The 26955-nt window shown below is 55.1% G+C and carries 30 protein-coding genes; 11 read left to right on the plus strand and 19 right to left on the minus strand.

The genetic code is table 11. The features are described 5' to 3' along the window. Nucleotides 1–9: 9 nt before the first annotated feature. Nucleotides 10–747, plus strand: a complete 738-nt coding sequence (gene ubiG / locus BSK21_RS14010) for a bifunctional 2-polyprenyl-6-hydroxyphenol methylase/3-demethylubiquinol 3-O-methyltransferase UbiG (RefSeq protein WP_067552507.1) — start codon at nucleotides 10–12, stop codon at nucleotides 745–747. Here the strand turns inward: ubiG and BSK21_RS14015 are convergent. From BSK21_RS14015 to BSK21_RS14030, 4 genes are read right to left on the minus strand one after another with little or no spacing between them, the layout of a single operon-like run. Further along, a complete protein-coding gene (locus BSK21_RS14015) occupies nucleotides 744–1187 on the minus strand; it encodes a MarR family winged helix-turn-helix transcriptional regulator (RefSeq protein ID WP_067552504.1) in 444 nt (147 codons plus the stop codon). The two genes, ubiG and BSK21_RS14015, sit on opposite strands and share 4 nt — an antisense overlap. Then, the gene (locus BSK21_RS14020) at nucleotides 1168–2016 is read right to left on the minus strand and encodes a carbon-nitrogen hydrolase family protein (protein WP_067552501.1); all 849 of its coding nucleotides are present in this window, start codon (nucleotides 2014–2016) and stop codon (nucleotides 1168–1170) included. The genes BSK21_RS14015 and BSK21_RS14020 overlap by 20 nt, the downstream gene beginning before the upstream one ends. Then, on the minus strand, nucleotides 2013–2267 hold the full coding sequence (gene grxC, locus BSK21_RS14025; protein ID WP_067552498.1) for a glutaredoxin 3: 255 nt from the start codon (nucleotides 2265–2267) through the stop codon (nucleotides 2013–2015). The genes BSK21_RS14020 and grxC overlap by 4 nt, the downstream gene beginning before the upstream one ends. A gap of 28 nt (nucleotides 2268–2295) precedes the next feature. Next, a complete protein-coding gene (locus BSK21_RS14030; protein WP_067552495.1) occupies nucleotides 2296–3009 on the minus strand; it encodes a double zinc ribbon domain-containing protein in 714 nt (237 codons plus the stop codon). Between the two features lie 97 nt (nucleotides 3010–3106). Between BSK21_RS14030 and BSK21_RS14035 the strand changes: the two genes are divergently transcribed. Together BSK21_RS14035 and hemH are read left to right on the plus strand one after the other, a co-directional pair. Continuing rightward, entirely contained in the window at nucleotides 3107–3856 is a 750-nt protein-coding gene (locus BSK21_RS14035; protein WP_232230439.1) for an SAM-dependent methyltransferase, read from the plus strand. 51 nt (nucleotides 3857–3907) lie between these two features. Next, nucleotides 3908–4981, plus strand: coding sequence for a ferrochelatase (hemH, locus tag BSK21_RS14040; protein ID WP_156529625.1), 1074 nt, complete (start codon nucleotides 3908–3910; stop codon nucleotides 4979–4981). 55 nt (nucleotides 4982–5036) lie between these two features. Here the strand turns inward: hemH and BSK21_RS14045 are convergent, their stop codons facing one another. Both BSK21_RS14045 and BSK21_RS14050 read right to left on the minus strand, forming a co-directional pair. After that, nucleotides 5037–5222: a hypothetical protein gene (locus BSK21_RS14045; protein ID WP_067552489.1), complete on the minus strand. Its 186-nt coding sequence runs from the start codon at nucleotides 5220–5222 to the stop codon at nucleotides 5037–5039. 153 nt (nucleotides 5223–5375) lie between these two features. Next, nucleotides 5376–5960 carry a L,D-transpeptidase gene (locus BSK21_RS14050; RefSeq protein WP_067552486.1) on the minus strand — a complete coding sequence of 195 codons (585 nt, stop codon included), beginning with the start codon at nucleotides 5958–5960 and terminating at the stop codon, nucleotides 5376–5378. 168 nt (nucleotides 5961–6128) lie between these two features. Here BSK21_RS14050 and BSK21_RS14055 point away from each other — a divergent pair, with 168 nt between their 5' ends. Then, on the plus strand, nucleotides 6129–6647 hold the full coding sequence (locus BSK21_RS14055) for a CAP domain-containing protein (RefSeq protein ID WP_067552483.1): 519 nt from the start codon (nucleotides 6129–6131) through the stop codon (nucleotides 6645–6647). On the opposite strand, the gene BSK21_RS14060 is transcribed toward BSK21_RS14055, so the two are convergent. The 5 genes from BSK21_RS14060 to BSK21_RS14080 all read right to left on the minus strand — a co-directional run bounded on the left by BSK21_RS14060 (nucleotide 6644) and on the right by BSK21_RS14080 (nucleotide 11154). Then, complete coding sequence (locus BSK21_RS14060) at nucleotides 6644–7138, minus strand: murein L,D-transpeptidase family protein (protein WP_067552480.1); 495 nt, start codon at nucleotides 7136–7138, stop codon at nucleotides 6644–6646. The two genes, BSK21_RS14055 and BSK21_RS14060, sit on opposite strands and share 4 nt — an antisense overlap. Before the next feature lie 85 nt (nucleotides 7139–7223). After that, a complete protein-coding gene (locus BSK21_RS14065; RefSeq protein ID WP_067552479.1) occupies nucleotides 7224–8417 on the minus strand; it encodes a class I SAM-dependent RNA methyltransferase in 1194 nt (397 codons plus the stop codon). 22 nt (nucleotides 8418–8439) lie between these two features. Continuing rightward, nucleotides 8440–9582 carry a CCA tRNA nucleotidyltransferase gene (locus tag BSK21_RS14070; RefSeq protein ID WP_067552476.1) on the minus strand — a complete coding sequence of 381 codons (1143 nt, stop codon included), beginning with the start codon at nucleotides 9580–9582 and terminating at the stop codon, nucleotides 8440–8442. After that, entirely contained in the window at nucleotides 9573–10166 is a 594-nt protein-coding gene (locus BSK21_RS14075; protein WP_067552472.1) for a CoA pyrophosphatase, read from the minus strand. The genes BSK21_RS14070 and BSK21_RS14075 overlap by 10 nt, the downstream gene beginning before the upstream one ends. After that, nucleotides 10150–11154 (minus strand): Hsp33 family molecular chaperone HslO, encoded by a 1005-nt coding sequence (locus tag BSK21_RS14080; protein ID WP_067552469.1) that lies wholly within the window; start codon nucleotides 11152–11154, stop codon nucleotides 10150–10152. Before BSK21_RS14080 ends, BSK21_RS14075 begins: the two co-directional genes overlap by 17 nt. Before the next feature lie 77 nt (nucleotides 11155–11231). Here BSK21_RS14080 and BSK21_RS14085 point away from each other — a divergent pair, with 77 nt between their 5' ends. Continuing rightward, nucleotides 11232–11663 carry an NUDIX hydrolase gene (locus BSK21_RS14085; protein WP_067552467.1) on the plus strand — a complete coding sequence of 144 codons (432 nt, stop codon included), beginning with the start codon at nucleotides 11232–11234 and terminating at the stop codon, nucleotides 11661–11663. Here the strand turns inward: BSK21_RS14085 and BSK21_RS14090 are convergent. Beyond that, a complete protein-coding gene (locus tag BSK21_RS14090; protein WP_067552464.1) occupies nucleotides 11660–12424 on the minus strand; it encodes a hypothetical protein in 765 nt (254 codons plus the stop codon). The genes BSK21_RS14085 and BSK21_RS14090 overlap by 4 nt on opposite strands. A gap of 126 nt (nucleotides 12425–12550) precedes the next feature. On the opposite strand from BSK21_RS14090, the gene BSK21_RS14095 reads away from it, so the two are divergent. Both BSK21_RS14095 and BSK21_RS14100 read left to right on the plus strand, forming a co-directional pair. Beyond that, a complete protein-coding gene (locus BSK21_RS14095) occupies nucleotides 12551–13777 on the plus strand; it encodes an argininosuccinate synthase (RefSeq protein ID WP_067552461.1) in 1227 nt (408 codons plus the stop codon). Nucleotides 13778–13847: 70 nt separating this feature from the next. Next, nucleotides 13848–14132 carry an SCP2 sterol-binding domain-containing protein gene (locus BSK21_RS14100; RefSeq protein WP_067552458.1) on the plus strand — a complete coding sequence of 95 codons (285 nt, stop codon included), beginning with the start codon at nucleotides 13848–13850 and terminating at the stop codon, nucleotides 14130–14132. On the opposite strand, the gene BSK21_RS14105 is transcribed toward BSK21_RS14100, so the two are convergent. The 4 genes from BSK21_RS14105 to BSK21_RS14120 all read right to left on the minus strand — a co-directional run bounded on the left by BSK21_RS14105 (nucleotide 14129) and on the right by BSK21_RS14120 (nucleotide 19050). Beyond that, on the minus strand, nucleotides 14129–14848 hold the full coding sequence (locus BSK21_RS14105; protein ID WP_067552455.1) for a branched-chain amino acid aminotransferase: 720 nt from the start codon (nucleotides 14846–14848) through the stop codon (nucleotides 14129–14131). The two genes, BSK21_RS14100 and BSK21_RS14105, sit on opposite strands and share 4 nt — an antisense overlap. Further along, entirely contained in the window at nucleotides 14848–15753 is a 906-nt protein-coding gene (locus BSK21_RS14110; RefSeq protein WP_067552452.1) for a D-amino acid aminotransferase, read from the minus strand. Before BSK21_RS14110 ends, BSK21_RS14105 begins: the two co-directional genes overlap by 1 nt. A 170-nt stretch (nucleotides 15754–15923) precedes the next feature. Next, nucleotides 15924–16790 carry a ribokinase gene (locus BSK21_RS14115; RefSeq protein WP_067552449.1) on the minus strand — a complete coding sequence of 289 codons (867 nt, stop codon included), beginning with the start codon at nucleotides 16788–16790 and terminating at the stop codon, nucleotides 15924–15926. Between the two features lie 4 nt (nucleotides 16791–16794). Then, complete coding sequence (locus BSK21_RS14120) at nucleotides 16795–19050, minus strand: NADP-dependent malic enzyme (RefSeq protein ID WP_067552446.1); 2256 nt, start codon at nucleotides 19048–19050, stop codon at nucleotides 16795–16797. 143 nt (nucleotides 19051–19193) lie between these two features. Here BSK21_RS14120 and mutS point away from each other — a divergent pair, with 143 nt between their 5' ends. Continuing rightward, on the plus strand, nucleotides 19194–21794 hold the full coding sequence (gene mutS / locus BSK21_RS14125; protein ID WP_074039073.1) for a DNA mismatch repair protein MutS: 2601 nt from the start codon (nucleotides 19194–19196) through the stop codon (nucleotides 21792–21794). Nucleotides 21795–21832: 38 nt separating this feature from the next. Here the strand turns inward: mutS and BSK21_RS14130 are convergent, their stop codons facing one another. After that, nucleotides 21833–22396, minus strand: coding sequence for a nucleotide exchange factor GrpE (locus BSK21_RS14130; RefSeq protein WP_067552428.1), 564 nt, complete (start codon nucleotides 22394–22396; stop codon nucleotides 21833–21835). A gap of 9 nt (nucleotides 22397–22405) precedes the next feature. Continuing rightward, nucleotides 22406–23464 carry a heat-inducible transcriptional repressor HrcA gene (gene hrcA, locus BSK21_RS14135; protein WP_067552425.1) on the minus strand — a complete coding sequence of 353 codons (1059 nt, stop codon included), beginning with the start codon at nucleotides 23462–23464 and terminating at the stop codon, nucleotides 22406–22408. Nucleotides 23465–23578: 114 nt separating this feature from the next. Here hrcA and rph point away from each other — a divergent pair, with 114 nt between their 5' ends. The 3 genes from rph to hemW are packed head-to-tail and all read left to right on the plus strand — an operon-like array spanning nucleotide 23579 to nucleotide 26047. Continuing rightward, the gene (rph, locus tag BSK21_RS14140; RefSeq protein ID WP_067552422.1) at nucleotides 23579–24289 is read left to right on the plus strand and encodes a ribonuclease PH; all 711 of its coding nucleotides are present in this window, start codon (nucleotides 23579–23581) and stop codon (nucleotides 24287–24289) included. After that, nucleotides 24286–24897 carry an RdgB/HAM1 family non-canonical purine NTP pyrophosphatase gene (gene rdgB / locus BSK21_RS14145; RefSeq protein ID WP_067552419.1) on the plus strand — a complete coding sequence of 204 codons (612 nt, stop codon included), beginning with the start codon at nucleotides 24286–24288 and terminating at the stop codon, nucleotides 24895–24897. Before rph ends, rdgB begins: the two co-directional genes overlap by 4 nt. Next, a complete protein-coding gene (hemW, locus tag BSK21_RS14150; RefSeq protein WP_067552416.1) occupies nucleotides 24890–26047 on the plus strand; it encodes a radical SAM family heme chaperone HemW in 1158 nt (385 codons plus the stop codon). The genes rdgB and hemW overlap by 8 nt, the downstream gene beginning before the upstream one ends. Here hemW and BSK21_RS14155 read toward each other — a convergent pair. After that, nucleotides 26044–26946 (minus strand): ParB/RepB/Spo0J family partition protein, encoded by a 903-nt coding sequence (locus BSK21_RS14155; RefSeq protein WP_067552413.1) that lies wholly within the window; start codon nucleotides 26944–26946, stop codon nucleotides 26044–26046. The two genes, hemW and BSK21_RS14155, sit on opposite strands and share 4 nt — an antisense overlap. Nucleotides 26947–26955: the final 9 nt, after the last annotated feature.

Below are 26955 nucleotides of genomic sequence, written 5' to 3' on the forward strand. Positions count from 1 at the left end.
GAGGCAAAGATGACCCAGACGACCGTTGATCCCGCAGAAGTTGCCAAATTCGAAGCTATGGCCGCAGAATGGTGGGATCTTGAGGGCAAATTCAAGCCGCTCCACATGATGAACCCGATCCGGCTGAAGTACATAACCGAGCAAATCGCAGCAGAATTTGGTCGTGATCTGGACAATGACAAACCGTTTTCAGGCCTGCGGATACTCGACATCGGTTGTGGCGGTGGTTTGTTGTGCGAACCGATGGCACGTTTGGGGGCGACGATTGTCGGCGTCGATGCCGCGGAGCGGAACATCCCCGTAGCCCAAGCCCACGCCCGTCAATCAGGCCTCGACATCGACTACCGTTGGACCACCGCCGAAACGATGGCCGCCGCAGGGGAGCAGTTCGATGTGGTTCTCAACATGGAAGTTGTTGAACATGTGGCCGATCCATTGGCTTACCTGACCGCGTGTCAGCAGCTTTTGAAACAGGGGGGTCTGCACATCTGTTCGACCATCAACCGCAACCCCAAGAGCTTTGCCGTTGCGATTCTGGGAGCAGAGTACGTGATGCGCTGGCTACCAAAAGGCACGCATGAATGGTCAAAGTTCATCACGCCAGACGAACTCTATGACTTGATCCGGAAAGGCGGCCTCGACCCCGTTGATCGCAAAGGATTCGTGTTCAATCCAGTGCTATGGACATGGTCAATCAGTGATCGCGACTTATCGGTGAACTATGTCACCGCATCGATCAAACGTTAATCGTTTTCGCTCAGCTGCAACCGCAGCTCACGCAAGACAGGCAAAACGGCGCGGACTTTTTCTGCGCCGACTTTATCAACGAGACCAGCAATCACTGGTGTCATAGCGGCAAGCGCCGCATCACGTGCAGCAAGACCCGCAGGGCTAATAGCTACCAGCTTGCGCCGCGCATCGTCCCAATCGGGACGAATATGAACCCAACCCGCCCAATCCAATTTGCCCAACGTATTCGTCATCGCTCCACGGGTGAGGTGAAACGTCTTTGCCAATTGCGCTGGCGTGCGTTCATCACCGGCATGAGCAAGGTGATTGAGAACGGAAAAATGGGACAACTCCATACCCTTGGGCAGCACGCGAACCACATTGGCGCGAGCCAACTGATCCACGGTCAGGATCTCGCTAAAGAGCGAAACGGCAAGGTTATTTGAATTCTTGTCCATCCGGTCCCCTAAAAACTCGATCATGCAACAAAGACGGTACGCGCGCCCGCGCTTGTGCCACCTCATCGGGGTTCAAATCAATGAAAACAATGCCTTCGTCCACTCCAGCATCGACTAAAACTTCTCCCCAAGGGGAGATTACCATCGAATGACCGTAGGTTTGACGTGGTTTGCCCGAATGCACCGAGTGATTACCTGTTTGCGCAGCAGCCAGAACATAAGCCCCGTTTTCAATCGCACGCGCCCGCAAGAGAGGTTCCCAATGCGCGGCGCCCGTGACGGGTGAAAACGCAGCGGGGGCCAGTAGGATCGTCGCTCCAGCCTGACACAAAGCGCGATGCAAATAAGGGAACCGAACGTCGTAACACACTGTCAGCCCCAAGGTGCCAAAGGGCGTTTCGCATGTCACCGCCTCTTCCCCCGGTCGGAACCCAGCAGATTCGCGAAACGTCTCAGTCTCAGAGACCTGCACGTCGAACATATGGATCTTGTCGTATCGGGCGCGGATCGACCCGTCGGGCGCGATCACAAAAGACCGATTGGCAAAACGCCCATCGCCGTCCCCCGTTTTGATCGCGAGTGACCCGATGGCGAGCCAAATTCCATGCTCTGCCGCAGCTTGGCGCAGCCCAGCCAAAACGGGATCATCTGCTTCGAGATGTAGAACGTCGTTCTGATGCTGTCGGTCTTGGCTAATTATATTGGTCACTTCAGGTGTGAGAACGAACCCCGCACCACCTGCAACGGCCTCAGCCATCATCTCTATGACCCGAGACAGGTTCGTCAGCGGATCATCACATGAACAGATCTGTAAAAGCGCGGCCCTCACGCCAGCATCGGGTCGAGCTTCCCCGCGCGTTCAAGTGCAAACAGGTCATCGCAGCCCCCAACATGGGCGCCATCAATGAAAATCTGCGGCACGGTACGGCCACCATTTGCACGCTCTACCATTTCGGCGCGACGATCGGGGTGTTCGATCACGTCGATCTCAGTAAAGGCGACACCTTTAGAGGTCAGCAGATGCTTTGCGCGGTGGCAAAAGCCACAAAACGGGGAGGAGTAGATTTCTACGGGTTTCATAACGGACCTTTCGTGTTCACCCGTATATTTAGGTTTCTTTATACGCTCGCGCCAGTGTCAGAACGCAAACCTGCTTTGCGCCAGCCAAACGCGCCCCTTCGGTCGCCGCAGCAAGAGTTGCCCCAGTGGTCATCACATCATCGATGATCAGAACGGACCGCCCCCGCATACGACAGCCATTCTTGGGATGCGGTCTGATGGAACCTTGCTGAACAGCAAGTCGGGCCTCGCGCGACATGCCTTCGGTCGGCCTTGTACGATGCACTTTCGCCAAACCATCAACGACAACGGGCCGACCCAAAATACGACCTGTTTCGGCAGCTAAAAGGGCCGATTGGTTGAACCTGCGCCGAAACAACCGCGTCCAATGAAGCGGAACGGGAACAATAACTGTATCATCACTCAGCAATGGTCGGGCCGCGCGAGACAACATCGCTGACAGCATTGGCACAAGGTCTTGTCGGTCCCCGTGTTTGAGCGAGAGAACCAGCTTTCGCCCTCCACCCGAATATCCGAACACAGTCCGCCCAGTTGCCCAAGGCCGCGGCTCCACAAGGCATTCGTCGCAGAGCGCTGTTTCATCCTCGCCCATCAACGGCACACCACAATGATCGCAAACCAGTCCATTCACGAAATCCGTGGTGGCCCAACAGTCCGGACAAAGACCAAAGTCGGCGTCGGTGAGTTGATCACATAGGCCACACTGACGCGGCAGAACCATGCGGACAACACTATGCAACATCGTTGGTATTCCCTAAACAAAGGGCATGAGAACCCCGCCAAATATCGCCGACCGCGCCTCACTGGACCGCAACCGGTCTCGTATGACTGCAACATTCATGCTTAATGCTGTGGCAGACGAGATTCAGGAAAGACTGATCGAGGTTAACAGGCCGTTTAACGCGCCCGCGATTGTCTCTGGTCAGCCTGAATATTGGGCGACGCACTTCCCTGATGCGGTCCAAGTGGCGGATACTGATTTATTGACCTTGGATACGGGACGGCATGATCTCGTGGTCCATGCCATGTCGATGCATTGGGCAAATGACCCCATCGGCCAAATCGTCCAATCCCGTCACGCACTCAAACCGGATGGCCTGTTCCTGGGCGCGATGTTCGGGGGGCAAACACTCCACGAACTACGGACCGTTCTAGCCGAAGCAGAGAGCCGCGTGACTGGCGGCCTATCGCCCCGCGTCGCCCCAATGGCAGAGATCCGCGATCTTGGCGCCCTTTTGCAACGGTCTGGCATGGCATTGCCCGTTGCGGATGCAATGCCGCTGAACGTAACTTATGAGGATGCTTGGGCGCTGATGCGTGACCTACGTGCGATGGGAGAGGCAAACGCGCTGTCGCAACGACTACGAAAACCGACCCGCCGCGCGGTCTTTGACGAGGCGGCAAAGCTCTATGCCGAACACTTTAGCGATACGGATGGGCGTATTCGTGCAACATTCGAAGTAATCTTTTTAACAGGCTGGGCTCCTGATGAGAGCCAACAAAAGCCACTCCGCCCTGGATCAGCCACGGCGCGACTGGCGGACGCACTTGGTGCAAAAGAACTCAACCTGCCCCAGACGGATGATTGACCCATCGGGGTTTTGACATATCTCTGGCCCAAACTACGGAACGGGACTGACATGAAAGACGTAAAGAACACTGGCGGAATGGCAAAATGCCCCGTCCACGCACCTGCCGATCACCCCGCCATCAAACCGCGCCGGATTGGTGTTTTGCTGGCCAACCTCGGTACGCCTGATGCGACGGATTACTGGTCGATGCGCCGCTACCTCAGCGAGTTTTTGTCTGACAAACGTGTTATCGATTACCCCGCGTGGAAATGGCAGCCAATCCTACAGGGCATCATTCTGTCGATCCGTCCGCAGAAATCTGGCGCTGCCTATCGCTCTATCTGGAACACCGAAAAAGACGAAAGCCCGTTGATGACCATCACACGGGACCAAACGACAGCGATCCGCGCAAGCTTGCAAGGGTTGTTCGGTGAGCAAGTGATCGTCGATTTCTGCATGCGCTATGGTAATCCATCGACAGAATCGAAAGTCCGAGAGATGGCTGATGCGGGCTGCGACCGCATCCTGTTTTTCCCGCTCTATCCGCAATACGCGGGTGCGACATCAGCCACTGCGAACGATCAGTTCTTCCGTGCGCTGATGAAGGAAAAATTCCAGCCCGTCGCACGCATCGTACCGCCCTATTTCGAAGATCCTGCTTATATCGACGCGCTAGCTGAATCGGTGCAGCGTGCCTATGACGCGATGGACGAAAAGCCCTCAATGTTGGTCTGTTCATATCACGGCTTGCCGAAACGTTACCTGACCGAAGCTGGCGACCCCTATCACTGTCATTGCGCAAAAACCACGCGTCTCTTGAAAGAGCGGCTCGGTTGGGATGACACGCAGATTAAAACGACCTTCCAGTCGAAATTTGGTCCTGAAGAGTGGCTTCAGCCCTACACCGTCGAAGAAGTCGCGCGCTTAGCTGAACAGGGTCACAAACACATTGCAGTGATCGCACCTGCCTTCAGCGCCGATTGCATCGAAACGCTGGAAGAAATCAACGAAGAGATCAAAGAGAGCTTTGAAGAGGCTGGTGGCGAGCATTTCAGCTACATTCCGTGCCTCAACGACGACCCTGCGCATATCAAAGCGCTCACCGGCGTCATCATCCAGAACCTCAAAGGTTGGATTGGGTAAAAGAAAAGGGCCGGTTGCATAGCAACCGGCCCAATCTTGTCACTGAGACTTCGAATTAGTTCGAAGCTGCAGCAGCGATCAGAGCAACCAGGATCAGCGGAATGATCAGGCCCGAAGCGGACGACGAAGTCGCTGCTTCTTCAACAACTACTGGCTCAACAGTTACAACCGGAGCCATGCCACCTGCGAAAGCAGCAGAAGCGAAACCGGTGAAAGCAGCGGCGAGAGCGATTTTTTTCATAACAATTCTCCAATTTTCTTGTCGCAGGAACCTAAGTGTTGAGGACGGTCCGCGACAGTCAAGACTTACCTCGTGTACGAGTGTAAACTAGATAATCAGGCGTTCTGCCAAGAGGTTTTCTTATTTTTGCCACAAAAGATTTTGTGATTGTGGTTAAATCAGCAACACCTGAGTGCCTACTTTGGTCAAACCATAAAGCTCTGCGATGTGTTCATTGTACAGGCCGATACACCCATTCGACGACCGACGGCCAATTTTACGCGTGTCGTGGGTGCCATGGATTCGGTAATACTGCCACGACAGATAGAGAGCGTGGGTTCCCAATGGATTATCTGGGCCCGGTCCAATGTAGTCCGGCCATTCGGGGTTCCGCTCTAGCATCGACGGTGTCGGACGCCATTCAGGCCCAATAACGCGACGCACAATCTCTGTTTTTCCCAAGCGGGTAAGATCGGCGGTCAACGGCACAGAGGTCGGGAAGAGCTTGTAAACAGACTGGTCTTCAGACCAGAAGTGCAATGCACGGCTCTGCGTATCCACCAAAATCGCACCGTTGCGAAGAGTGTCGAAATAGGGCCGCCAATCCAAGGATCGGAAGCTCGAGATATTCCGTTGAACCGAATGCGAAATATCGCTTTCGATTTCGGTCGAACCTTCGGTCTGCGCAACGCTGCGGGTGCCTATGGTTGCGGCGGCAGCGGCCACAAATGCACGGCGGCTAAATTTCGGGTCGGTCATGTCTGTATGCTCCGGCGTGGTAAGGGCCACGGTTGTTTGATGATGAAATACGCTTTTGTGCTGTTTCATTCAATTCACACATAGCGGAGATCGGCCAAACCTTGCGCAACTGGGTTTGAATTGCCACGAATCAAAGGATATGAGTTTCGCGTCTAACAGGAGTTCATCATGAATCGTCGTCACGTTATGTTCGGGTTCGCGGCTTTGGGTCTTGCGGGCTGCACGTTGGGTAACGGGCCGCGCCTTGGTCCAGATGGGCTTCCCTTACCCTCTATCTACGTCATCCAACCAAACGACGAAGCTGCGATCGAATATCGTATGCTCGACGGTGTGAACGTGCTGCGTCAGGCGCGTGGCCTGACACCACTTACGCTGAACGCGCAACTGAATGCGGCTGCGGCGACTCATTCGCGTGATATGTCCCTCCAAAACCGTCCTTGGCACTTTGGGTCCGACGGCTCCTCGCCGCTCGACCGTGGTCGTCGTGTTGGCTATTCGGGGCAAATCTTGGGTGAAAACATCTCTGAAACTTTCGAGACAGAGATGCAGACCCTCGCTGCGTGGCTTGAACAGGCAGACACTCGCGATGTGATCCTTGACCCCAACGCCCGCGAGATGGGCTTTGCGTGGTTCCAAGAATCAAACGGTAAAATCTGGTGGACTTTTGTGACCGGCAAGCCCCTTTAAGGGTAGATAAAGATCGGCGTCCCGTTCGGGACCATGGCATAAATCTCTTCGATCTCAGCGTTCGAGACAGCGATACAGCCCGCCGTCCAATCAATGCTGCTATCTGCGATAGATGGCGTCCCGTGGATGAAAATTTCTCCGCCTGGAGAGCGCCCTTGTGAGGCAGCATAAGCTCTATCCTGAGCGTTCGGATATGAGATACCGAGCGACAGGTGATAGGCCGAGTTCGGATTCCGACGGTTGATCACATAAGTTCCTTCAGGCGTCTTACCGTCACCCTCGAACTGTTTGTGTCCCTCTGGGGCAAAACCCATGCGGATGTCGTAGCTCCGCATCACATTGGTATCGTGCATAAGATACATGCGACGCGCACCTTTGTTCACAACAATCGACGTGATCTCTGGCCCTTCGTAAGCCAAAAATTTGGTCGTCCGCCCACACGACGATAGGCCAAGCGCGATGGTTAGGATCAACAGAATCCGTGTGAACATTAGGTACTGCCTCGATGCGATTTTCGCTTTTATTGCGCACCGTCTACACGAATTTGAATCCGCCGCCTAGCTACCCAAATTGACATCACTTGCGCGTAAATGCAGCAACGACCTCGATGTGGTGTGACCAACGGAACTGATCGACGACCGTCACGGGGCCGAGCGTAAAGCCCGCGTCAATCAAGGTTCTCGCATCTCGAGCAAAAGTCACGGGATTGCATGACACCATCGCCACTGTAGCGACTTTGGACTCTGCAATTTCAGCAACTTGCGCCTCTGCACCTGCACGCGGCGGGTCGATTACGATAGCGTCGAATTCATTCAGTTCGTCGGGCAAAAGTGGACGGCGGAACAGGTCACGCGTCTCGACCGAAACGCGGTGCAACCCGCCAGTGCTGCGCCAACCACGGTCCAATGCGTCCATCATCTCTCGGACGCCCTCAACCGCGTGAACCGAAGCCTTACGCGCCAAAGGCAGGGTAAATGTCCCCGACCCAGCAAAGAGGTCTACGACCTTATCCGCATCGCCGACAATCGCGCTCACCGCATCTTGTAGAGCTTTCTCACCGTGCTTGGTCGCCTGAAGAAACGCCCCAGGCGGTGGCACGACAAGCGACCCTCCGAAATCCTGACGTGGTGGGTGAATGGTCACGACGGGCTCGTCAACCCAAACCAACCGCGCGATCCCGAATTCATTCGCCCACTTCGCCAGATCGACCCGCAAATCAGTCGTAAGCTCTTTTTCGGTCTGGATATGCACATCGGGACCATCAACGCTCATGCTGACGGTCATCGCGACTTCAGCCTTACGGCTCGCAGCGAGGGCGGTTAGCGCGTTGAGTGCAGGGAGAGTTGCGATCAGTTCTGGCGCCAAAAGCTGACAATCTGGTACCTCGACCAGCGTGTCAGAGGCGCGCGCATGGAACCCTACAAGCGTTCCCTTTTTTGTGCGACGGCCAGCCAATTTCGCGCGGCGACGAGATTTGATAGGGCTTGTGATCGTTTCCGCGATGGTCGCTTCAATCCCCTGCGCAGACAGGGCACGCTCAACAGTCGATGCCTTCCAAGCCGCAACGAAGGCGTCGGATGCATGCTGCATCGCGCAGCCACCGCAGGATTTATAATGGCGGCATGGCGGGCTAACACGATCAGCCGAAGGAGAGACGATACGAACGCCATCATCTGTGACTTCGACCTCTTCCGAGGGAAGCGTGCGCGGAACCATCGTGCCGTCTTCGGCGCGACCTAAACCAGTGTGTGTGAGGCTTTGAATTTTCATGTCGCTTCCTTAGCGGGGCAATTCATCCTGCGCTAGAGATCAGAGCATCTCGCGACAACGTAAATCCAGAGGCGATCCAATCCGCTTCGAGTTTGCGAAGCCGTTCGCCCAATGCAGCCCCCGTAAATGCTGGCATCAGATCAGCCGCCTTCACAGGAAACGATTGCTGCATGGCATGATGCACGATCGCCAGATCGTCGGGATCAATTGGTTGTCCCATCGATGCTTGACGCACGAGGTAACTGTCTTCAGAGGTGTCTTTGAACCGATATCCTAACTCGGGAAAATCCAAGCAGACGCCAGCCTGAATAGCCTCAAGCCGCCGTTTATCTGCGTTCGACAAACGCAACCGCTCAGGAACATCCTCGCCGCCGATGACCGCCAATCGACGGATCGGATCAGGACTACGGTCGCCCTCTAAATGAACAAGGATCGCGAGGTTTTGTGCCTGCGCGCCGGGGAGGACCGCATACAGCACTCCGCTCGCCGCCATTGCGGCCATCGCAGGCGCAGGGTCAGCGGCGGACAAGAGTTTACGCATTTCAGAACCAACACGCTCTGAAGACAATTGCGCCAATCCGTCGAGGTTTTCAGCGCAAGCAGCCAAACCATTGGCATCAATGCCCAGCGCAGGATCGCCATACCAAGCCGAAAAACGGAAGAACCGAAGAATGCGCAAGTAATCTTCGCGAATGCGCTGATCTGCATCACCAATGAACCGAAGATGCCCAGCGCGAAGGTCGGGTAGACCATTCACGGGGTCAAACACTTCACCATTCGGCGCAGCGTAAAGCGCGTTCATCGTGAAATCACGACGGCGGGCGTCTTCTTCCATCGTGTCCGCAAAATCGACGACCGCGTGACGACCATCCGTGTCGACATCCCTTCGGAAGGTGGTAATCTCAAACGGGATTCCATCGGCAACTACGGTGATTGTGCCGTGATCAATGCCAGTCGGGATCGCCTTTAAACCGGCCTGTTTTGCCTGTTTTAGAGTCTGTTCTGGCCGCGCATCCGTCGAAATATCCAAATCCGAGACAGGCTTTCCGAGCAAAGCATTCCGAACGCACCCACCGACAAAGTAGGCTTGAAACCCACCGTCCGTCAGCGCCGTGCACACGGCCTGCGACGCAGGGTGCGTTAACCAATCCGCCGTCAGTCGCATAGACGTTCCGCCAATCCGCGCAGCATCCGCGCAGTGGCCCCCCAGATGTAATACGGGCCATAAGGTGCGGTGAAATAATACCGTCGGCGTCCCTGCCAACGACGCCCCTCGATCCGATAATTCGTGCGGTTCGCAATATGGTCGAAGGGTACGGTAAAAACCTCCTCGACCTCTCCAAGTTCAGGAACAGGTGTCCAGTCGCCTCGGATCATCGAAACGACTGGCGTCACAACATAGCTCGTGACCGTTTCGTGGGACGGCAAAGTTCCCAAGACATTGACCTGAGAAGGGTCTAACCCGACCTCCTCCTGCGCTTCACGCAAGGCCGCATCTACAAGTGTCTCGCCCAGCTCAACCTTCCCACCGGGAAAGGCGATCTGACCTGGGTGGTGTTTCAACCGGGCCGACCGTTTGGTCAGCAAAAGCCGACCGTCCTCGTGGAACGCTACCAACACCGCGGCTGGCTTGAGCACGCGGTTTTCAGGGAGCTTTGTATCTGGGTTCAGATCGAAATCAGAGGTTTCGCCGCCCTGAGCATACAAGGCGGCGATTAGGCGGTCTTCTGCCTTATTCCTCTGAATCATCCGGTTTTTCCGTTGCTTCGAACCCGAGCGTTTTCGGGTCAAATTGGTAATGCGCGCCACAGAACTGGCAGTCTGCTGTCACGATACCCTCTGGTGTGGTCATGTGTGCAATATCTTTTGCCGAATAGATCGACAGACTTTGACGAACACGGTCCGACGAACACGAGCAGCCGAATTTAACGGCTTGGGCATCATACACACGAGGGCGTTCCTCGTGGAACAGACGGACCAAGAGGTCGGTCGGCGGAACAACTGGCCCGATCAACTCGAGAGAATCAACGGTATTCAGCAAGATGTTCGCGCGATTCCAGTTTTCACCTTCATCCTCATCCAGCAAGTCAGCGGCAGTCAGAACGCCTTCTTCACCCGTTGCTTCCTCGCCTTTTGCAAAAGGAGAGGCCTTTGGCATGTGCTGCAGCATTACACCACCAGCGCGCCATGCTTCATCCTTACCTGGAAGCGTAGATTTGCCGAACGACAGCTCGAACCGTGTCGGGAGCTGTTCAGACTGCGCGAAATAGGTTTCAGCGCAGGCAGAGAGTGATCCACCAGCAATCGGCGTGATGCCTTGATATGGGGTAGTGCCCTGCCCTTGGTCGATCAGGATCGCGAAATAACCTTGCCCGATCATCTCGAACGGGGGCTTCGATGGATCGAGGCGGGTTTCATCGAACGACGCATAGCCACGAATACGACCGATCTCTCCTTCGGACTGCGGCGCGTAATAGTCTGTCGCGATCAGACGCGCAGGCCCGCTACCGCGAACCTGCAGGGACAGTTTCCAACGCAGTTTCAGCGTCTGACCGATCAGTGCAGTCAGCAGAGCCATCTCTGCGACCAAGGCTTCGATCTGATCTGGGTAATCATGCTGCTCCAAGACGCGATTAAGAACCCCGTCCAAACGGGCCACGCGACCGCGCACGTCCGACGCATCGAGTTGAAACGGGAGTACAGTGTCGTCCCAAGCGATCTGGCTGCCGAGTGTCATAGGCTTTCCTTGTTAGGCGAGGTTTGGCATACCGCGTCCATATAAGCGCATCAAGCGCAGGTCCAAGGGGTTTTATCATGAGTATTCGATTTGGTGAGCCGATCCGGCGTGACGTGAAATACAAATTACGCCCCGGTGCATATGCAATTTTGCCCCTCGGTGGGCGCCTTTTACTCACTCATCAAGCAGAGCCTGAGGACGAATACCAGCTCCCCGGTGGTGGCATTGATACAGGCGAAAGCCCGATTGCCGCGCTTCACCGCGAAGTGTTCGAAGAAACAGGGTGGCACATCGCAACCCCCCGCAAAATCGGGTTTTATCGTCGTTTCTGCTATATGCCTGATTACGATATGTGGGCCGAAAAGATCTGCCACATCTATCTCGCGCGTCCTGTCGCACGCATCAGCGCCCCGACCGAAGCAGGCCACACGGCGCTTTGGATGGACAAAGACGCGGCCGAGGTTCTCGTATCAAACGAGGGCGACCGCGCCTTTATCGCGTCTCTTTAGTCGATCAACGGACGTTTTTCGATCAAATGCCCGTAGAGCGTGGTCAGAATGCTGATTCCGACCATGATGAATACCCAATTCGCGGCCACATCCAGAACAAACGCGATGATGCCCGCGAAGTTATAGACCTGACCAATGATCAAGCTGATCAAAAAATTTAGGATCGCTAGTATCGCCGAGACACCAAAGATGGTGCCGGCCATCGGTTTGGTCGCAGCCATCGACTCGGACACTTTAAGCGGTTCACGCAGTGCAGTTGCGGGCAGAACGAGGCCAATGCGGAGCCAAAGGTACGAAACCACAAAACCCAAACCAACACCAAGGAAGATCGCAAGCCCCATCGAAGCCGTAAGCGCCGTGAGAAGGCCAATCACAAATGCCAAGGCAAACACGACCAATGCGATCAACAAAGAAAGAACAAGCGTCCGCCCGATATAAGCACCGATAGGCTGACCTCTGAACGCGGGCAAAATGCCGGGATATTGTTCAAGTAGTACAAAGCGGTGCCATGCAACGGCGATCCATGCAAAGACAACTGTCATGATGATGATCGCAAGCAAGACGAATAGAAACGCAGCGCCAGTATTCGCGCTACTGCCCTGTTCCATTTCGGAGAGAAATTCAAAATTTAGTCCGAACCCTAGAAAGCTCAAACCGATCAACAAGAGACCAACCAAGATCGGTCCAACTGATACCTTGAGAGCCTCAGCGAGGTTGCCGAAGATCATGTTGAAAGAGTGTAAAATCAATTTCCACGCCATAACGTAGCTCCTATTTAAATATTTCGCAGAAAGAGCCACGTCAGGCCCCCTTCCGTCAATGGGCTTCCCTTGCTTGCGCCCTGAAAAGAAGGTATCGCCCTGTCGATCTAATTAAAGGAGAGCCCGATGTCTGCACCCAAGAAAGTGGTCCTCGCCTATTCCGGCGGCCTCGACACGTCGATCATACTGAAATGGTTGCAGACCGAGTACGGCTGCGAAGTTGTTACCTTCACCGCCGACCTTGGTCAGGGCGAAGAACTGGAACCTGCACGTGCCAAGGCTGAAATGCTCGGCATCAAGTCCGAAAACATCTACATCGAAGACGTTCGTGAAGAATTCGTTCGCGACTTCGTCTTCCCGATGTTCCGCGCGAATGCTGTTTACGAAGGTCTCTACCTTCTCGGCACCTCGATCGCTCGTCCGCTGATCTCCAAACGTCTTGTTGAGATCGCGCACGCCACGGGTGCTGATGCTGTGGCCCACGGCGCAACAGGCAAGGGCAACGATCAAGTTCGTTTCGAACTGTCCGCATATGCGCTCGACCCATCGATCAAAGTGATCGCACCATGGCGTGAGTGGGATCTGACCTCGCGTACCAAACTCATCGAGTTCGCTGAACAGAACCAGATTCCGATCGCAAAAGACAAACGCGGTGAGGCACCCTTCTCTGTTGACGCGAACCTTCTGCACACTTCGTCCGAAGGCAAAGCGCTGGAAAATCCGGCCGATGCAGCACCAGAATACGTCTACCAGCGCACCGTTTCGCCGGAAGAAGCACCCGATACACCTGAGTTCATTGAAGTCACCTTTGAAAAGGGTGACGCAGTGGCGATCAACGGCGAGGCAATGTCGCCCGCAACGATCCTCACCGCTCTGAACGAATACGGTCGCAAACACGGCGTTGGTCGTCTCGACTTTGTTGAGAACCGCTTTGTCGGTATGAAATCGCGCGGTATCTACGAAACTCCGGGCGGCACCATCCTGCTCGAAGCACACCGTGGTATCGAACAGATTACCCTCGATTCCGGCGCTGGCCACCTCAAAGACAGTCTGATGCCGCGTTACGCAGAGCTGATCTACAACGGCTTCTGGTTCTCGCCTGAGCGTGAAATGCTGCAAGCTGCCATCGACAAATCCCAAGAGCACGTCACTGGCACCGTTCGCCTGAAACTCTACAAGGGTTCGGTCAACACAGTTGGTCGCTGGTCGGACCACAGCCTCTATTCCGAAGCACACGTCACGTTCGAGGACGATGCTGGTGCATACGATCAGAAAGACGCTGCAGGCTTTATCCAGCTGAACGCGCTGCGACTGAAGCTCTTGGCTGCACGCAACAACCGCGTCAAAGGCTGACGCAGCGTTTCAATTGCGCAATTCATGGCCGCTCCTTAGCCGTATCTCACGGCATATGTAGGGGGCGGCCATGTTATTTTCAGAGATCGTTGAACGTCTATCAAAAGGGCTAGACCCGAGCCGTTTGAGCGACGTTCTAAAGTTTGACTGCGGGCAAGATGGCGTCGTCACGCTCGGCCCCAATGGAGTCGGCACCGTGGACCAACATGCCGATTGCACCATCGCAATAACGACCGAAAACCTTGCCAAACTACTCGCTGGAAAGCTGAACCCGATGACGGGTGTGGTGACTGGCAAACTAAAAATCTCTGGCAACCCTGCGGTCGCCATGAAACTCGGTAAGTTACTGGGCTAGAGCCGAATTTTCAGCCTCTCCAGACGTTCATGATGCGGAATCGCCTGTTCTAGCAGGACTTCGTGCTCTGCCTGAACCGCAGGCAAAGGGCCCTCTGCGCCCGCAAATCCTGTCGAATTATGAACGGCGTCATACCAAACTTTGGACCAGACGCCGTCGGCAGGATGCCCGCCTGTTGGCCATGACAACATCGTTGGGTCCCAATCCAGACCCAGCGCATCACACAGTGCGCGCAGCATACCTTCGGGATTTTGACGGATATCAAAGCTATCAATCACGATGGGTCGTTTGCCGTCAGCAACGAGCTGATCAAACAATTCGCTCTGCTGGGTGAACCCAATGTCGGCCAATGTCAGATCAGCGTATTTCTTCGAGAAACTCGCGATCACGCGGGCCGGATGACGCAAGAGAAACACGTTTTCGACTGCGGAAATCCAATCGCGCGGAATATCGGGCAGCATGTGTTGGCACATGTGTTTTTGGTAGAAATGGGGTTTCCCCTCTGAAATAGGCCCCAAAAGATCGTCAACTACGGCAACTACATCCGTTTTCTGCGAGGCGATAACCTCATCTCGCATCGGGTGATCTAAACCCGTTTTCTCCAAATAAGTCGCATAAAATGGCTCATCGACAACGGCGAAATCATCGCGCGCTCCGAAAGAGTACATCATCGCCGTCGATAAGTTTCGCGGCCCCGACCACATTGCGATCCGCATCAGTTTGCCTCGCTTTCGATCAGTGCTTTGTAAAGGTCACGGATGCGCTGCGTAACAGGCCCCATTGTCCCAGTTCCAATCTGCCGACCATCGATTTCAGACACAGGTGTTTGCGCACCGAATGTGCCCGTAAGGAATGCCTCATCCGCGCCGTAAGTATCTACGAGAGAATAGTTTTTCTCGAACACTGGAATGTCGTTCTGACGACAGACCTCAATCACCTTGGCCCGCGTAATACCGTTCATGCAGTAGTCACCCGTGCTCGTCCAAACCTCGCCCTTTCGAACGATAAAGAAGTTGCACGCGTTGGTCGTGTTCACAAACCCATGAACATCGAGCATCAGGGCTTCGTCTGCACCGGCCTTTTCCGCCGCAATGCACGCGAGGATGCAATTCAGTTTAGAGTGGCTGTTCAGCTTCGGATCTTGGGTCATCGGCAAACCGCGTATGTGCGGAACCGTGGCAAGACGGATCGGACGCGGTATGGACGGTTTCGAATGTTCCATGATGATCGTCACCGTCGGGCCCTGACGCGATAAGGACGGATGTTGAAACGGACGACTTTTGACACCGCGCGTCACCATCAGCCGCGCATGCGCATCGGTTGTCATTTCATTCGCGGCGCGCGTTTGTTTGAGCGCATCGATAACCTCGGCACGGGTCATCCCGATATCGAGGTCGATCGCTTTCGCCGCCTCGAAAAGTCGATCCATGTGATCATCGAGAAACGCCCAGCGCCCGTCATATAGACGAAGCCCCTCCCAAACACCGTCACCCAACATGAAGCCTGAATCGTAGACCGACACCAAAGCTTCGGCCTTGGGGACGATACGACCGTTGAGGTAAATGAGGATGGCTTCGTTCCGGCTGTCTTCTTCCGCTTGGTGCGTGGTCACATGTGTCATCGCATCCTCCTTTTGATCAAAAGGCTAGACGCGAGATCGAGCACAGAAAAGCGAAAAATTGGCTTTAACTCCGCGGGGAATTCATCGACTAAAATTATCGAACAGGACGAGAGAATCCAAATATGAACATAATACAAAATAGACTCTAAAACCCCTTATTAGGGTCTATTTTAAGGGCGAAACGCCTGCACCTCGGCCAAATCGGGGATCACATCGGCAGTGCCTTTGCGTGTCACCATCAATGCGCCCGCCTTAGTCGCCTGCTGGATCGCCTGCGCCATCGGCATCCCACGATCCAACCCAGCGAGGACATATCCCGTGAATGTGTCCCCTGCCCCAGTGGTATCAACGGGATCAACTTTGATCGCGGGGAATTCAGTTCGGGTTCCACCTTCGATCAAAACCGCGCCTTTCGATCCCATTGTGATGATGACTGACGCAACACCGAGTTCTTCGGCATCCTTGCCCAGCGCATCGCGGAGCTGCGCCATTTCAATCTCATTCAAGATCAAGAAATCGAGGTATGGCAAAACGGCCTGAACTGCTTCCGCGGAAAACGGTGCAGCTGCATAAGCGACCCGAAGCCCCATTTCGCGTCCAAGGGCCAGTGCATCCGTCTGACCGTTGGTTTCGTTCTGCGTCACGATCCAATCGCCAACTTGGGCCTCGGACAATGCGCCACGGATCAGATCATCAGGAATGGCAATGTTCGCACCTTGATGAAGGACGATCGCATTCTCACCTTCGGCATCAACCATAACAATGGCTTGGGCGGGATCGGCATCAACAACTTGGATAAATCGGGTATCGACGCCGTATTCCATCAAGCGGTCGCGGGTCCAAAGACTGTCTGCCGTCACCGCACCGATATGCCGAACGTGCGAACCAGCGCGCGCTACCGCAACTGACATATTTGCACCTTTACCGCCTAGAAAAACCTGGCGGCTCAGTGATGCGAGAGTCTCCCCTGGGGCGGGAATATGCGGCATGGAATAAACGATGTCGGTGTTGATCGACCCTAAATTCCATACCGCCATGTCATCATCCTACGTTGCAGGCAGCCAGAACCGCCATGTTCATGATATCGTTCACTGTCGATACCGTAGAACAAATCTGGATGGGCTTGTCCACGCCAGCGAGGATTGGACCAATCACGGTCGCACCACCCATTTCCTGCATCAACTTGACCGAGATTGACGCCGAGTGACGAGCGGGAACAACAAGAACGTTTGCCGGACCAGTGAGACGGCTGAACGGGTAATGTTCCGCCGATTTCGGGTTCAGAGCCACGTCCACGGTCATCTCGCCTTCGTATTCGAAGTCGACGCCGCGTTTGTCCAGAACTTTCGGCGCGATATGCATCTTTTCAGCGCGTTCAGACACTGGATAACCGAAGGTCGAGAACGACACGAACGCAACACGCGGATCAAGACCGAGGTCTTTGGCAACTGCAGCGCCACGCTCCGCAATGTCGGCCAGGTCTTCCTGGTCTGGCCATTCGTGAACCAAGGTATCTGCGATGAGAACGATGCGTCCTTTGTTCAGTATGGCAGAAACGCCCGCCGCGCCCGATTTCGGGCTCGCGTCGAACACGTGGTTAATCGCTTCGAGGACGTGCGCAGATTTACGGGTCGCACCAGTGACGAGGCCATCACCATGACCATGAGCAAGCATCAGTGCGCCAAACACATGGCGGTCGCGGGATGCGAGACGGTTGATATCGCTGCGATCAAAGCCTTTGCGCTGAAGGCGCTGATACAGAAACTCTTTGTACTGCTCGAGGTGCTGCGTGTTGCGCGCATTTACGACTTTGACCTCGTCAATCGCATCGGACAGGCCCTCTTGCGTCAGCAGATCAGCAACTTCCTGTTCACGACCGATGACAAGAGCTTGGCCCATGCCGCTGCGCTGATATTGAACCGCTGCACGGAGAACGCGTGGATCATCGCCTTCGGCAAAGATAATGGTCGCTTGAGCAGCACGTGCACGAGCGCTGAGGCTCTGCAGGATGCTCGCAGTCGGATCCATTCGCGACTTCAGCGACAGCTCGTAAGCTTCCATGTCAACGATCGGACGACGCGCAACTCCCGTGTCCATACCAGCTTTGGCAACGGCGGTTGGGATGCGGTGAATCAAACGCGGGTCAAACGGCGTCGGAATGATATAATCACGGCCAAAGGTCAGCTTTTTCCCATAGGCCACAGCAACTTCGTCAGGCACATCTTCACGAGCCAATTCAGCGAGAGCATTCGCACAAGCGATCTTCATCTCGTCGTTGATCGCACGAGCATTCACGTCGAGCGCACCACGGAACAGATAAGGGAAGCCCAGAACGTTGTTCACTTGGTTCGGATAGTCAGAACGCCCCGTCGCAACGATTGCATCCTCACGAACGGAATGTGCTTCTTCAGGCGTAATCTCTGGATCAGGGTTCGCCATCGCGAAAATAACGGGGTTCGGCGCCATGCTGGCAACCATCTCGGTCGTCACAGCGCCTTTGGCCGAAACACCCAAGAACACGTCAGCGCCGTTCATCGCGTCCGCAAGGGTGCGAGCATCCGTGGCCGCAGCATGAGCCGACTTCCACTGGTTCATACCTTCGGTACGGCCTTTGTAGATAACGCCCTTGGTGTCGCACATGATGCAGTTGTCGTGCTTTGCGCCCATCGCTTTGACCAGCTCAAGGCATGCAATCCCTGCCGCACCCGCACCGTTCAGAACGATTTTACAATCTTCGATCTTTTTACCAGAGATGTGCAGCGCGTTGATCAGGCCAGCGGCACAAATAACAGCGGTGCCGTGCTGGTCGTCGTGGAAGACGGGAATATCCATCTCTTCTTTGAGACGCTGCTCAATGATGAAGCATTCAGGCGCTTTGATATCTTCGAGGTTGATGCCGCCGAACGACGGTCCAAGCAGGCGAACAGCGCGGCAGAATTCATCTGGATCTTCGGTATCAACTTCGAGGTCGATAGAGTTCACATCTGCGAACCGTTTGAAAAGGACGGACTTGCCTTCCATCACCGGCTTAGACGCGAGTGCGCCAAGGTTCCCAAGACCAAGAACAGCCGTGCCGTTCGAGATCACCGCAACAAGGTTGCCCTTATTAGTGTAGTCATATGCCGTCTCAGGGCTGGCGGCGATTTCTTCACAGGGGACTGCAACGCCGGGCGAATAAGCAAGCGACAAATCCCGCTGGGTCATCATGGGCACGGTCGCTGAGACCTCCCATTTACCGGGGGTTGGTTCCATGTGGAACGTCAGTGCATCCTCGCGTGTGACCTTAGATTTGGACATTGCTTCCTCCGTTAGCGCCACAACCCATTACCTTTCCTTACACTATTGCCGCAACGGGATATCTTTGCACTTTCGTCGCTAACATTGGCTGGTTAGGTATATTCCCGACCGAAAAGAGGAAAATTATGTCCAACGTCACGCCGATGATGGCGCAATATCTCGAAATCAAGGCCGCTCACCCCGGTGCATTGTTGTTCTATCGCATGGGCGATTTCTATGAGATGTTCTTTGAGGATGCCGTTGCGGCCTCAGAGGCGTTGGATATTGCGCTGACCAAACGCGGTAAGCACGACGACGAAGATATTCCCATGTGCGGCGTCCCCGTTCATGCCGCCGAAGGCTATTTGCTGACGCTCATCCGCAAAGGGTTTCGCGTCGCAGTTTGTGAACAGTTGGAAAACCCCGCCGAGGCAAAGAAGCGCGGCTACAAAGCGGTCGTCAAACGCGATGTCGTACGCCTGGTCACACCTGGCACACTGACCGAAGACAGCCTTCTGGACGCACGCCGCCACAATTACCTCGCCGCTTTTGCCGAAGTACGGGATGAGGGCGCATTGGCGTGGGTCGATATTTCAACGGGCGCGTTTCACGTGGTTCCTTGTGCGGCGGTTCGGCTCGGACCCGAGCTGGCGCGCCTCACTCCGCGTGAAGTTCTGCTGTCCGACGATAGCGCACACCGCACAACTGTCGAAGAGTCAGGCGCCGCCGTGTCGGAACTCGGTAAAGCTGCGTTTGATAGCACTCTGGGCGAAAAGCGTCTGTGTAATCTCTATGATGTTGCCTCACTCGACGCGTTCGGGACCTTCACCCGCGCCCAAGTTTCGGCCATGGCTGCTGTCGTTGAATATCTGGAGATTACCCAAAAAGGTAATCTGCCCCTACTACGCCCGCCTGTTGCCGAAGGTGAAACCGCCAATATGCAGATCGACGCCGCGACGCGTCGGTCGCTCGAATTGACCCACTCTATAGCAGGCGGTCGCGCTGGATCTCTCCTCGCTTCGATTGACCGCACGGTTACAGCTGCTGGCGCCCGCTTGCTGGAGCGTCGCCTGTCCTCTCCGTCTCGCACAATCGAGACTATTCAGGCCCGACAGGATGCAGTGAGTTATTTTGTCGAAGAAACAAAACTGCGCCAATCGATCCGCGATGGGCTGCGTGGTGTACATGATATCGACCGGGCCCTCTCGCGCCTCGCTCTCGATCGGGCAGGCCCTCGGGACATGACAGCAATCCGCAACACTCTGGGTCAGGCAGAGCAGATCGCAGCAAGTTTACCCGAAGGATTACCCGACCACCTGCAGTCAGTGACGGGCGACCTGACTGGGCACGACGACCTCTTGGATCTCTTGGATCAAGCGCTGGTGGCAGAACCGCCACTACTGACCCGCGATGGCGGCTTTATCGCACCGGGTTATGACGAGGAACTGGACGAAGCCCGCACCCTTCGGGACGAAGGCCGCAGCGTAATTGCCGCGATGCAGGCGGAGTATTCAGAACTCTCAGGGATTCCAAGCTTAAAGATCAAACACAACAACGTTCTGGGTTATTTCATCGAAACCACCGCGACCCACGCGGAGAAGATGATGACGCCACCGCTGAACGAAACCTTTATCCACCGCCAAACCACCGCCAATCAGGTGCGTTTCACCACCGTTCCGCTAAGTGAGATTGAAACCAAAATCTTGAACGCAGGTGGTCGGGCGCTGGAGATCGAAAAACGTCTCTATTCAAGCCTAAGAGAGGCCATTATTGCAAAAGCTGCCCCTCTGTCGGCTCTCGCTCGGGCGCTATCCGAATTGGACGTTTCTGCCGCCCTCGCGGACCTCGCGAAGGCCGAGGACTGGACCCGCCCAGTCGTCGATACGAGCCGCGCCTTTGATATTTCAAAAGGGCGCCACCCTGTCGTAGAACAATCGTTGAAAAAATCGGGTGACCCGTTTGTGGCGAACGATACCGACCTGTCCAAATCGAACATCTGGCTTCTCACTGGTCCGAACATGGCGGGTAAATCGACCTTCCTTCGCCAGAACGCACTGATCGCGGTTCTAGCTCAGATGGGCGCTTGGGTACCTGCGCAGTCTGCACATATTGGTTTGGTCAGCCAGATTTTTAGCCGAGTGGGTGCGTCCGATGACCTCGCTCGTGGTCGTTCGACCTTCATGGTCGAGATGGTTGAGACCGCAGCGATCCTGAACCAAGCCGACGACCGCGCTCTGGTCATCTTGGACGAAATCGGGCGTGGAACAGCGACATACGACGGCCTGTCGATCGCTTGGGCAACGCTAGAACATCTTCATGACGTGAACCGTTGCCGCGCACTGTTCGCGACGCACTACCATGAAATGTGCCAGCTTGCGGACAAACTAGACGGCGTCGACAACGCAACCGTCACCGTGAAGGAATGGGACGGCGATGTGATCTTCCTCCACGAGGTAAAACGCGGCACGGCAGACCGTAGCTATGGTGTACAGGTCGCGCGCCTTGCTGGTTTGCCCGCTTCTGTTGTGAATAGAGCCAAGGTCGTTCTGGACGCTTTGGAAAAAGGTGAACGCGAAGGCGGCACGGCCCAGAAAGCGTTGATCGATGACCTACCGCTCTTTGCCGCCAGTGCCCCAGCACCTGTGCCCGCGAAACCCGAACAGTCCCAAGTCGAAGACCGTCTCAAGAATATTTTCCCCGACGATCTATCACCCAAAGAGGCTCTATCCCTGCTTTACGAACTAAAAGAGCTGGCGCAAAAATAACGCCAGCTCCGAGTTTTGCTTGATTTTCTGGGGTCCGATTAGGACGCAGGCATCGACGATACACCGACCTGTGCAGGACGCAGCAGACGGTCGTGGAGCATGAAGCCGAGAGCTGAAACCTGGATAATATCGCCTGCTTTAGTGCCCGGGAGTGGTGCCTCAAACATCGCCTCATGCTGCTGCGGATCGAATTTGTCGCCAACAGCCGGTTCAATCTTGGTGATGCCGTGCTTTGCGAACACGTTCAGCAGTTCGCGCATGGTCAGTTCGATGCCCTCGATCAGAGCGGCTTGAGCTTCGCGCTGATCTTCAGAGATCGCATCAATCGCACGGTGCATGTTGTCATAAACGGGCAGCAAATCACGCGCCAATTTCGAACCACCATAGTTTTCAGCTTCACGACGATCACGCTCTGCACGGCGGCGCGAGTTTTCGGCATCCGCAACGGCACGCAAGAAACGGTCTTTGAACTCGTCGCGCTCTGCGGTCAGTTGGGCAAGCACATCAACTTCGCCCTCGCCTTCGGCCTGATCTTCTGCACCCAGTTCAATTTCGTCAGCCTCGGCGGCAAGTTCATCAAGGCTTTTCGGTTCTTCGCTCATTTCTTTTCCTCAACTTTGTCCGGACAGGACACGCCCGACCAGTTGCGCTGTATAATCTACGATTGGCACGATCCGTCCGTAATTGAGACGAGTCGGCCCAATGACGCCAACAGCGCCAATGATCTTACGGTCGGCGTTCATATATGGAGAAACCACCAAAGAGGAACCCGAAAGTGAAAAAAGCTTGTTCTCTGAGCCAATAAAAATGCGAACGCCCTCGCCTTCTTCGGCAAGTTCTAGGAATTCAGAGATATCTTGCTTGCGTTCGAGGTCGTCAAACAGCGTTCGGATGCGTTCGAGGTCAATACCGCTCTCTTGATCAGCGAGCAGATTGCCTCGTCCGCGCACGATAAGGCGTTCAGTCGATTCGCCCTTGTTTTCCCAGACAGCGATGCCGCTCTCGACGAGTTGTGCGGCGAGACTGTCAATTTCTTGACGCCTTGCATTGATCTCACGGGTCATGACGGTGGACAGTTCGGATAGCGTGCGGCCCTCGGCAAAGGAATTGACGAAGTTCGCGGCCTCACGAAGTGAACTCGGCGTTTGACCAGCGGGCGGCGTGAAAAGACGGTTTTCCACATGGCCATCCGCAAACACGAGCACGACCAATGCGCGGTCGGGACCGAGCGAAACAAATTCAATATGCTTGATCGGCGCTTCGTGTTTCGGCGTCAGAACCAAAGACGCGCCCCGGGTCACACCAGACAACGCAGACCCTACCCGATCCAAAAGCACATTCACATCGCCATTCGCAGCGTCCAGCGTTTGATCAATCTTTTCACGGTCATCCCCGCTAAGATACACCTCAAGCAGCCCGTCCACAAACATCCGAAGGCCCGTTTGGGTCGGAATTCGCCCCGCAGACACGTGAGGGCTACCAACGAGGCCGAGGTATTCTAGATCCTGCATCACGTTGCGGATCGTCGCCGCGCTCACCTTTTCGGACATTTCGCGGGACAAAGTTCGCGACCCAACAGGTGCACCAGTGTCCAGATAGCCCTCAACAACACGGCGAAAGACTTCGCGTGAGCGGTCATTCATTTCACTTAACAGTGGCGTATTGTTCATTTCAGCGTTTCCCTAAAGCGAGACAATTAAAACGCTGGGGATCGGCGCGTCAATCGGGCTTGGTTTTCGGACCCGTCCAGCGTATCCCACCCTCAACAGATAAAGGAGAGTTTAATGCGCCCCTCAGGTCGTCAGATAGATGAAATGCGTCCGATTTCAATCGAAGTCGGTGTCACAAAACATGCCGAAGGGTCTTGCCTGATCAAGGTGGGCGACACTCATGTCCTTTGCACTGCTACGATAGAAGACCGCGTGCCTCCGTTCATCAAAGGTTCGGGCCTTGGCTGGGTGACTGCTGAATACGGCATGCTGCCGCGTTCGACAGGTTCGCGGATGCGTCGCGAATCCACGCAAGGCAAACAAGGTGGCCGCACCGTTGAGATCCAGCGTCTGATAGGTCGCTCCCTCCGCGCTGGTGTAGATCGCGTTGCGCTGGGTGAACGCCAGATCACCATCGACTGTGATGTGATCCAAGCGGACGGTGGAACCCGCTGCGCATCGATCACGGGTGGTTGGGTCGCGCTGAAACTCGCCGTCAACAAATTGATGAAAGCGGGCGACGTGATCTCTGATCCGCTGGTGAACCCTGTTGCGGCAGTGTCCTGTGGCATCTACGCAGGTCAACCTGTTCTGGACCTCGACTATCCAGAAGACTCCGAAGCAGGCGTGGACGGCAACTTTGTCATGGCCGGCGACCGTCTGGTCGAAGTGCAAATGAGCGCCGAAGGCGCAACCTTTACTCGCGATCAAATGGCGAAGCTGATGGATCTCGCGGACAAAGGCATTGCCGAACTCGTTGCCGCACAGCTTCAGGCCGTAAAATGACACGGCGGTTTGACGGTAAAGAGCTGGTTGTCGCCACTCACAACAAAGGCAAGCTCGAGGAGATCGCTGATCTCCTCGGCCCGTTTGGGATCACGCTGACTTCTGCTGCGGATCATGGTTTATCTGAGCCTGAGGAAACCGAGTCCACCTTCGTCGGCAACGCGCGGATCAAGGCACATTACGCCGCAAAAGAGACTGGTTTGCCTGCTCTCTCGGACGATTCAGGGATCGAGATCGATGGGCTAGATGGCGCACCAGGTGTCTACACCGCAGATTGGGCCGAAACGCCAAACGGTCGTGATTTCGTCATGGCGATGGAAAAAACATGGGCCAAGCTGGAAGAGGTTAACGCCCCATTCCCTCGGACCGCTCGTTTTTGCTGCACCCTCGTCCTCGCTTGGCCAGATGGACACGACGAAGTGTTCCCTGGGATCATGTCTGGACAAATCGTTTGGCCGATGCGCGGCGATCAAGGCCACGGCTATGACCCCATTTTCCAGCCTGACGGCTACGACATCACGTTTGGTGAAATGGACCGTTGGGAAAAGAACAAGATCAGCCACCGTGCGGACGCGTTCGCCAAACTGGTAAAGGGTTGCTTTGCCTGAGGATTGGGAAAACGGGGGCTTTGGGCTCTACATTCACTGGCCGTTTTGCCAGTCGAAATGCCCCTATTGCGACTTTAACAGTCACGTCGTCGCGTCCATCGACCAAGAACGTTGGGCGCGCGCCTATTTGTCCGAGATCGAACGCGTTGGGCAGCTGACCCAAGGCCGCATCCTCAAATCGGTTTTCTTTGGCGGCGGGACACCGAGCCTCATGAACCCAGAATTGGTCCAGGCCATCCTTGATAAGGTTCGCTCCACGTGGCGTATGACCAATTCCTGCGAGATCACGCTCGAAGCTAACCCAACGTCCGTCGAAGCAGGCCGTTTCCATGGATACCGCGATGCAGGCGTGAACCGCGTTTCAATGGGATTTCAGTCTCTAAATAACGACGATCTTCGTGCTTTGGGTCGTTTACACAGTGTCGAAGACGCCATGAAAGCCTTTGATGTTGCGAGAAACGTGTTTGACCGCGTTAGTTTCGATCTGATCTACGCGCGACAGAACCAGACGCTTGAAAATTGGCGAATTGAGCTGAAACAGGCTCTGTCTTTGGCTATTGATCACCTGTCTTTGTATCAGCTCACAATTGAAGACGGCACAGCATTTGGTGATCGCTACGCAGTTGGCAAACTCCGCGGTCTACCTGACGACGACACCGCTGCCGACATGTATGACGCAACCCAAGAGATCTGCGATCAAATGGGGTTCCCTGTATACGAGGTCTCGAACCACGCCCCCGAAGGCGCGGAAAGCCAACATAACCTGATTTATTGGCGTTACGGCGATTACGCTGGGATCGGCCCTGGCGCGCATGGACGACTAACGCTCAACGGCGTCAGGCATGCGACCGAAACCTATACTGCTCCACAGATGTGGCTCAATGCAGTTGAAACAAAAGGCAGCGGTGAAACGCTATCCGACGCGCTAACCGCCGAAGATGCAGTTACTGAGTTTCTCTTGATGGGTATGCGTCTCACCGAGGGCGTTGATATTAAGCGCCTTCAAGCTTTAGGCGGCGATCGGTTCTCAAACAACATAAACCGTATGACCGAGATGGGCTTTGTTGAAACGAAAGCGGGCCGCCTGTGCGTGTCTGCAACTGGGCGGCCCGTTCTAAATGGCGTTTTGCGAGAGCTTCTTGCCGATTAACCGACCGACAAAATACGCAGCAAGTCGTCAAGTTGATCGAGGTTCGAATAGCTGATCGTCACCTTACCAGCTTCGCTACCAACGGGATGGTCGATCGATACCTTCATTTTGAGATTCGCACTCAGTTCCTGTTCGAGTTGGGCTGTATCAGGGTCTTTTGCAGCCGCGCGCACACGATTGTTTTGCGCGACTTTTTCCTTCGCGGGATCCACTTTAACCAGTTTCTCTGTTTCGCGGACAGACAGCCCCTGTTGTATGATCTTTTGCGCAATCGCAGAAGCTTGATCATTACCAACCAACGCTCGTGCGTGGCCCGCGCTTAGCTTGCCTTCGATCACTTGCGTCTGCACATCGTGTGGAAGGTTCAAAAGGCGCATCAGGTTCGCAATATGGCTACGGCTTTTGCCAAGCGCTTGGCTCAGTTGTTCTTGAGTATGCCCGAAGCGATCCATCAGCTGCTTGTAACCCGCCGCCTCGTCAATTGCGTTCAAGTCAGCGCGCTGGATATTTTCGATGATCGCAACTTCGAGGACTTCAGTATCAGTGAAATCCCGAACGATAACAGGCAGTTCATGAAGTTTAGCGATCTGCGATGCACGCCAACGGCGTTCACCTGCAACGATTTCGAATTTAGCCTCGTCTCGAGGCGATTTGCGTACGATCAAGGGCTGAATAACGCCCTTTTCTTTTATCGACGACGCAAGTTCGTTTAGCGCATCTTCGTTGAAATAACGGCGCGGCTGATCGGGGTTCGGTTCAATGCGCTCAATTGCCACCATAAGATCAGGGGCACGCGGCGCTGGCGCTCCGGTGCTGCGATCTACAGGGGCGGTTACGTCGGACATGAGCGCGGAAAGACCGCGGCCAAGCCCACGATTTCGGTTCGGTTTATGAGCCATCTGCCTCTC

Source organism: Marivivens sp. JLT3646 (assembly GCF_001908835.1).
Classification (GTDB): domain Bacteria; phylum Pseudomonadota; class Alphaproteobacteria; order Rhodobacterales; family Rhodobacteraceae; genus Marivivens; species Marivivens geojensis.

Coding starts and splice junctions, on each gene's coding strand:
- ubiG (WP_067552507.1), top strand. CDS start 10: ATGACCCAGACGACCGTTGATCCCGCAGAAGTTGCCAAATTCGAAGCT.
- BSK21_RS14015 (WP_067552504.1), bottom strand. CDS start 1,187: ATGGACAAGAATTCAAATAACCTTGCCGTTTCGCTCTTTAGCGAGATC.
- grxC (WP_067552498.1), bottom strand. CDS start 2,267: ATGAAACCCGTAGAAATCTACTCCTCCCCGTTTTGTGGCTTTTGCCAC.
- BSK21_RS14030 (WP_067552495.1), bottom strand. CDS start 3,009: ATGTTGCATAGTGTTGTCCGCATGGTTCTGCCGCGTCAGTGTGGCCTA.
- BSK21_RS14035 (WP_232230439.1), top strand. CDS start 3,107: ATGCTTAATGCTGTGGCAGACGAGATTCAGGAAAGACTGATCGAGGTT.
- hemH (WP_156529625.1), top strand. CDS start 3,908: ATGAAAGACGTAAAGAACACTGGCGGAATGGCAAAATGCCCCGTCCAC.
- BSK21_RS14045 (WP_067552489.1), bottom strand. CDS start 5,222: ATGAAAAAAATCGCTCTCGCCGCTGCTTTCACCGGTTTCGCTTCTGCT.
- BSK21_RS14050 (WP_067552486.1), bottom strand. CDS start 5,960: ATGACCGACCCGAAATTTAGCCGCCGTGCATTTGTGGCCGCTGCCGCC.
- BSK21_RS14055 (WP_067552483.1), top strand. CDS start 6,129: ATGAATCGTCGTCACGTTATGTTCGGGTTCGCGGCTTTGGGTCTTGCG.
- BSK21_RS14060 (WP_067552480.1), bottom strand. CDS start 7,138: ATGTTCACACGGATTCTGTTGATCCTAACCATCGCGCTTGGCCTATCG.
- BSK21_RS14065 (WP_067552479.1), bottom strand. CDS start 8,417: ATGAAAATTCAAAGCCTCACACACACTGGTTTAGGTCGCGCCGAAGAC.
- BSK21_RS14070 (WP_067552476.1), bottom strand. CDS start 9,582: ATGCGACTGACGGCGGATTGGTTAACGCACCCTGCGTCGCAGGCCGTG.
- BSK21_RS14075 (WP_067552472.1), bottom strand. CDS start 10,166: ATGATTCAGAGGAATAAGGCAGAAGACCGCCTAATCGCCGCCTTGTAT.
- BSK21_RS14080 (WP_067552469.1), bottom strand. CDS start 11,154: ATGACACTCGGCAGCCAGATCGCTTGGGACGACACTGTACTCCCGTTT.
- BSK21_RS14085 (WP_067552467.1), top strand. CDS start 11,232: ATGAGTATTCGATTTGGTGAGCCGATCCGGCGTGACGTGAAATACAAA.
- BSK21_RS14090 (WP_067552464.1), bottom strand. CDS start 12,424: ATGGCGTGGAAATTGATTTTACACTCTTTCAACATGATCTTCGGCAAC.
- BSK21_RS14095 (WP_067552461.1), top strand. CDS start 12,551: ATGTCTGCACCCAAGAAAGTGGTCCTCGCCTATTCCGGCGGCCTCGAC.
- BSK21_RS14100 (WP_067552458.1), top strand. CDS start 13,848: ATGTTATTTTCAGAGATCGTTGAACGTCTATCAAAAGGGCTAGACCCG.
- BSK21_RS14105 (WP_067552455.1), bottom strand. CDS start 14,848: ATGCGGATCGCAATGTGGTCGGGGCCGCGAAACTTATCGACGGCGATG.
- BSK21_RS14110 (WP_067552452.1), bottom strand. CDS start 15,753: ATGACACATGTGACCACGCACCAAGCGGAAGAAGACAGCCGGAACGAA.
- BSK21_RS14115 (WP_067552449.1), bottom strand. CDS start 16,790: ATGGCGGTATGGAATTTAGGGTCGATCAACACCGACATCGTTTATTCC.
- BSK21_RS14120 (WP_067552446.1), bottom strand. CDS start 19,050: ATGTCCAAATCTAAGGTCACACGCGAGGATGCACTGACGTTCCACATG.
- mutS (WP_074039073.1), top strand. CDS start 19,194: ATGATGGCGCAATATCTCGAAATCAAGGCCGCTCACCCCGGTGCATTG.
- BSK21_RS14130 (WP_067552428.1), bottom strand. CDS start 22,396: ATGAGCGAAGAACCGAAAAGCCTTGATGAACTTGCCGCCGAGGCTGAC.
- hrcA (WP_067552425.1), bottom strand. CDS start 23,464: ATGAACAATACGCCACTGTTAAGTGAAATGAATGACCGCTCACGCGAA.
- rph (WP_067552422.1), top strand. CDS start 23,579: ATGCGCCCCTCAGGTCGTCAGATAGATGAAATGCGTCCGATTTCAATC.
- rdgB (WP_067552419.1), top strand. CDS start 24,286: ATGACACGGCGGTTTGACGGTAAAGAGCTGGTTGTCGCCACTCACAAC.
- BSK21_RS14155 (WP_067552413.1), bottom strand. CDS start 26,946: ATGGCTCATAAACCGAACCGAAATCGTGGGCTTGGCCGCGGTCTTTCC.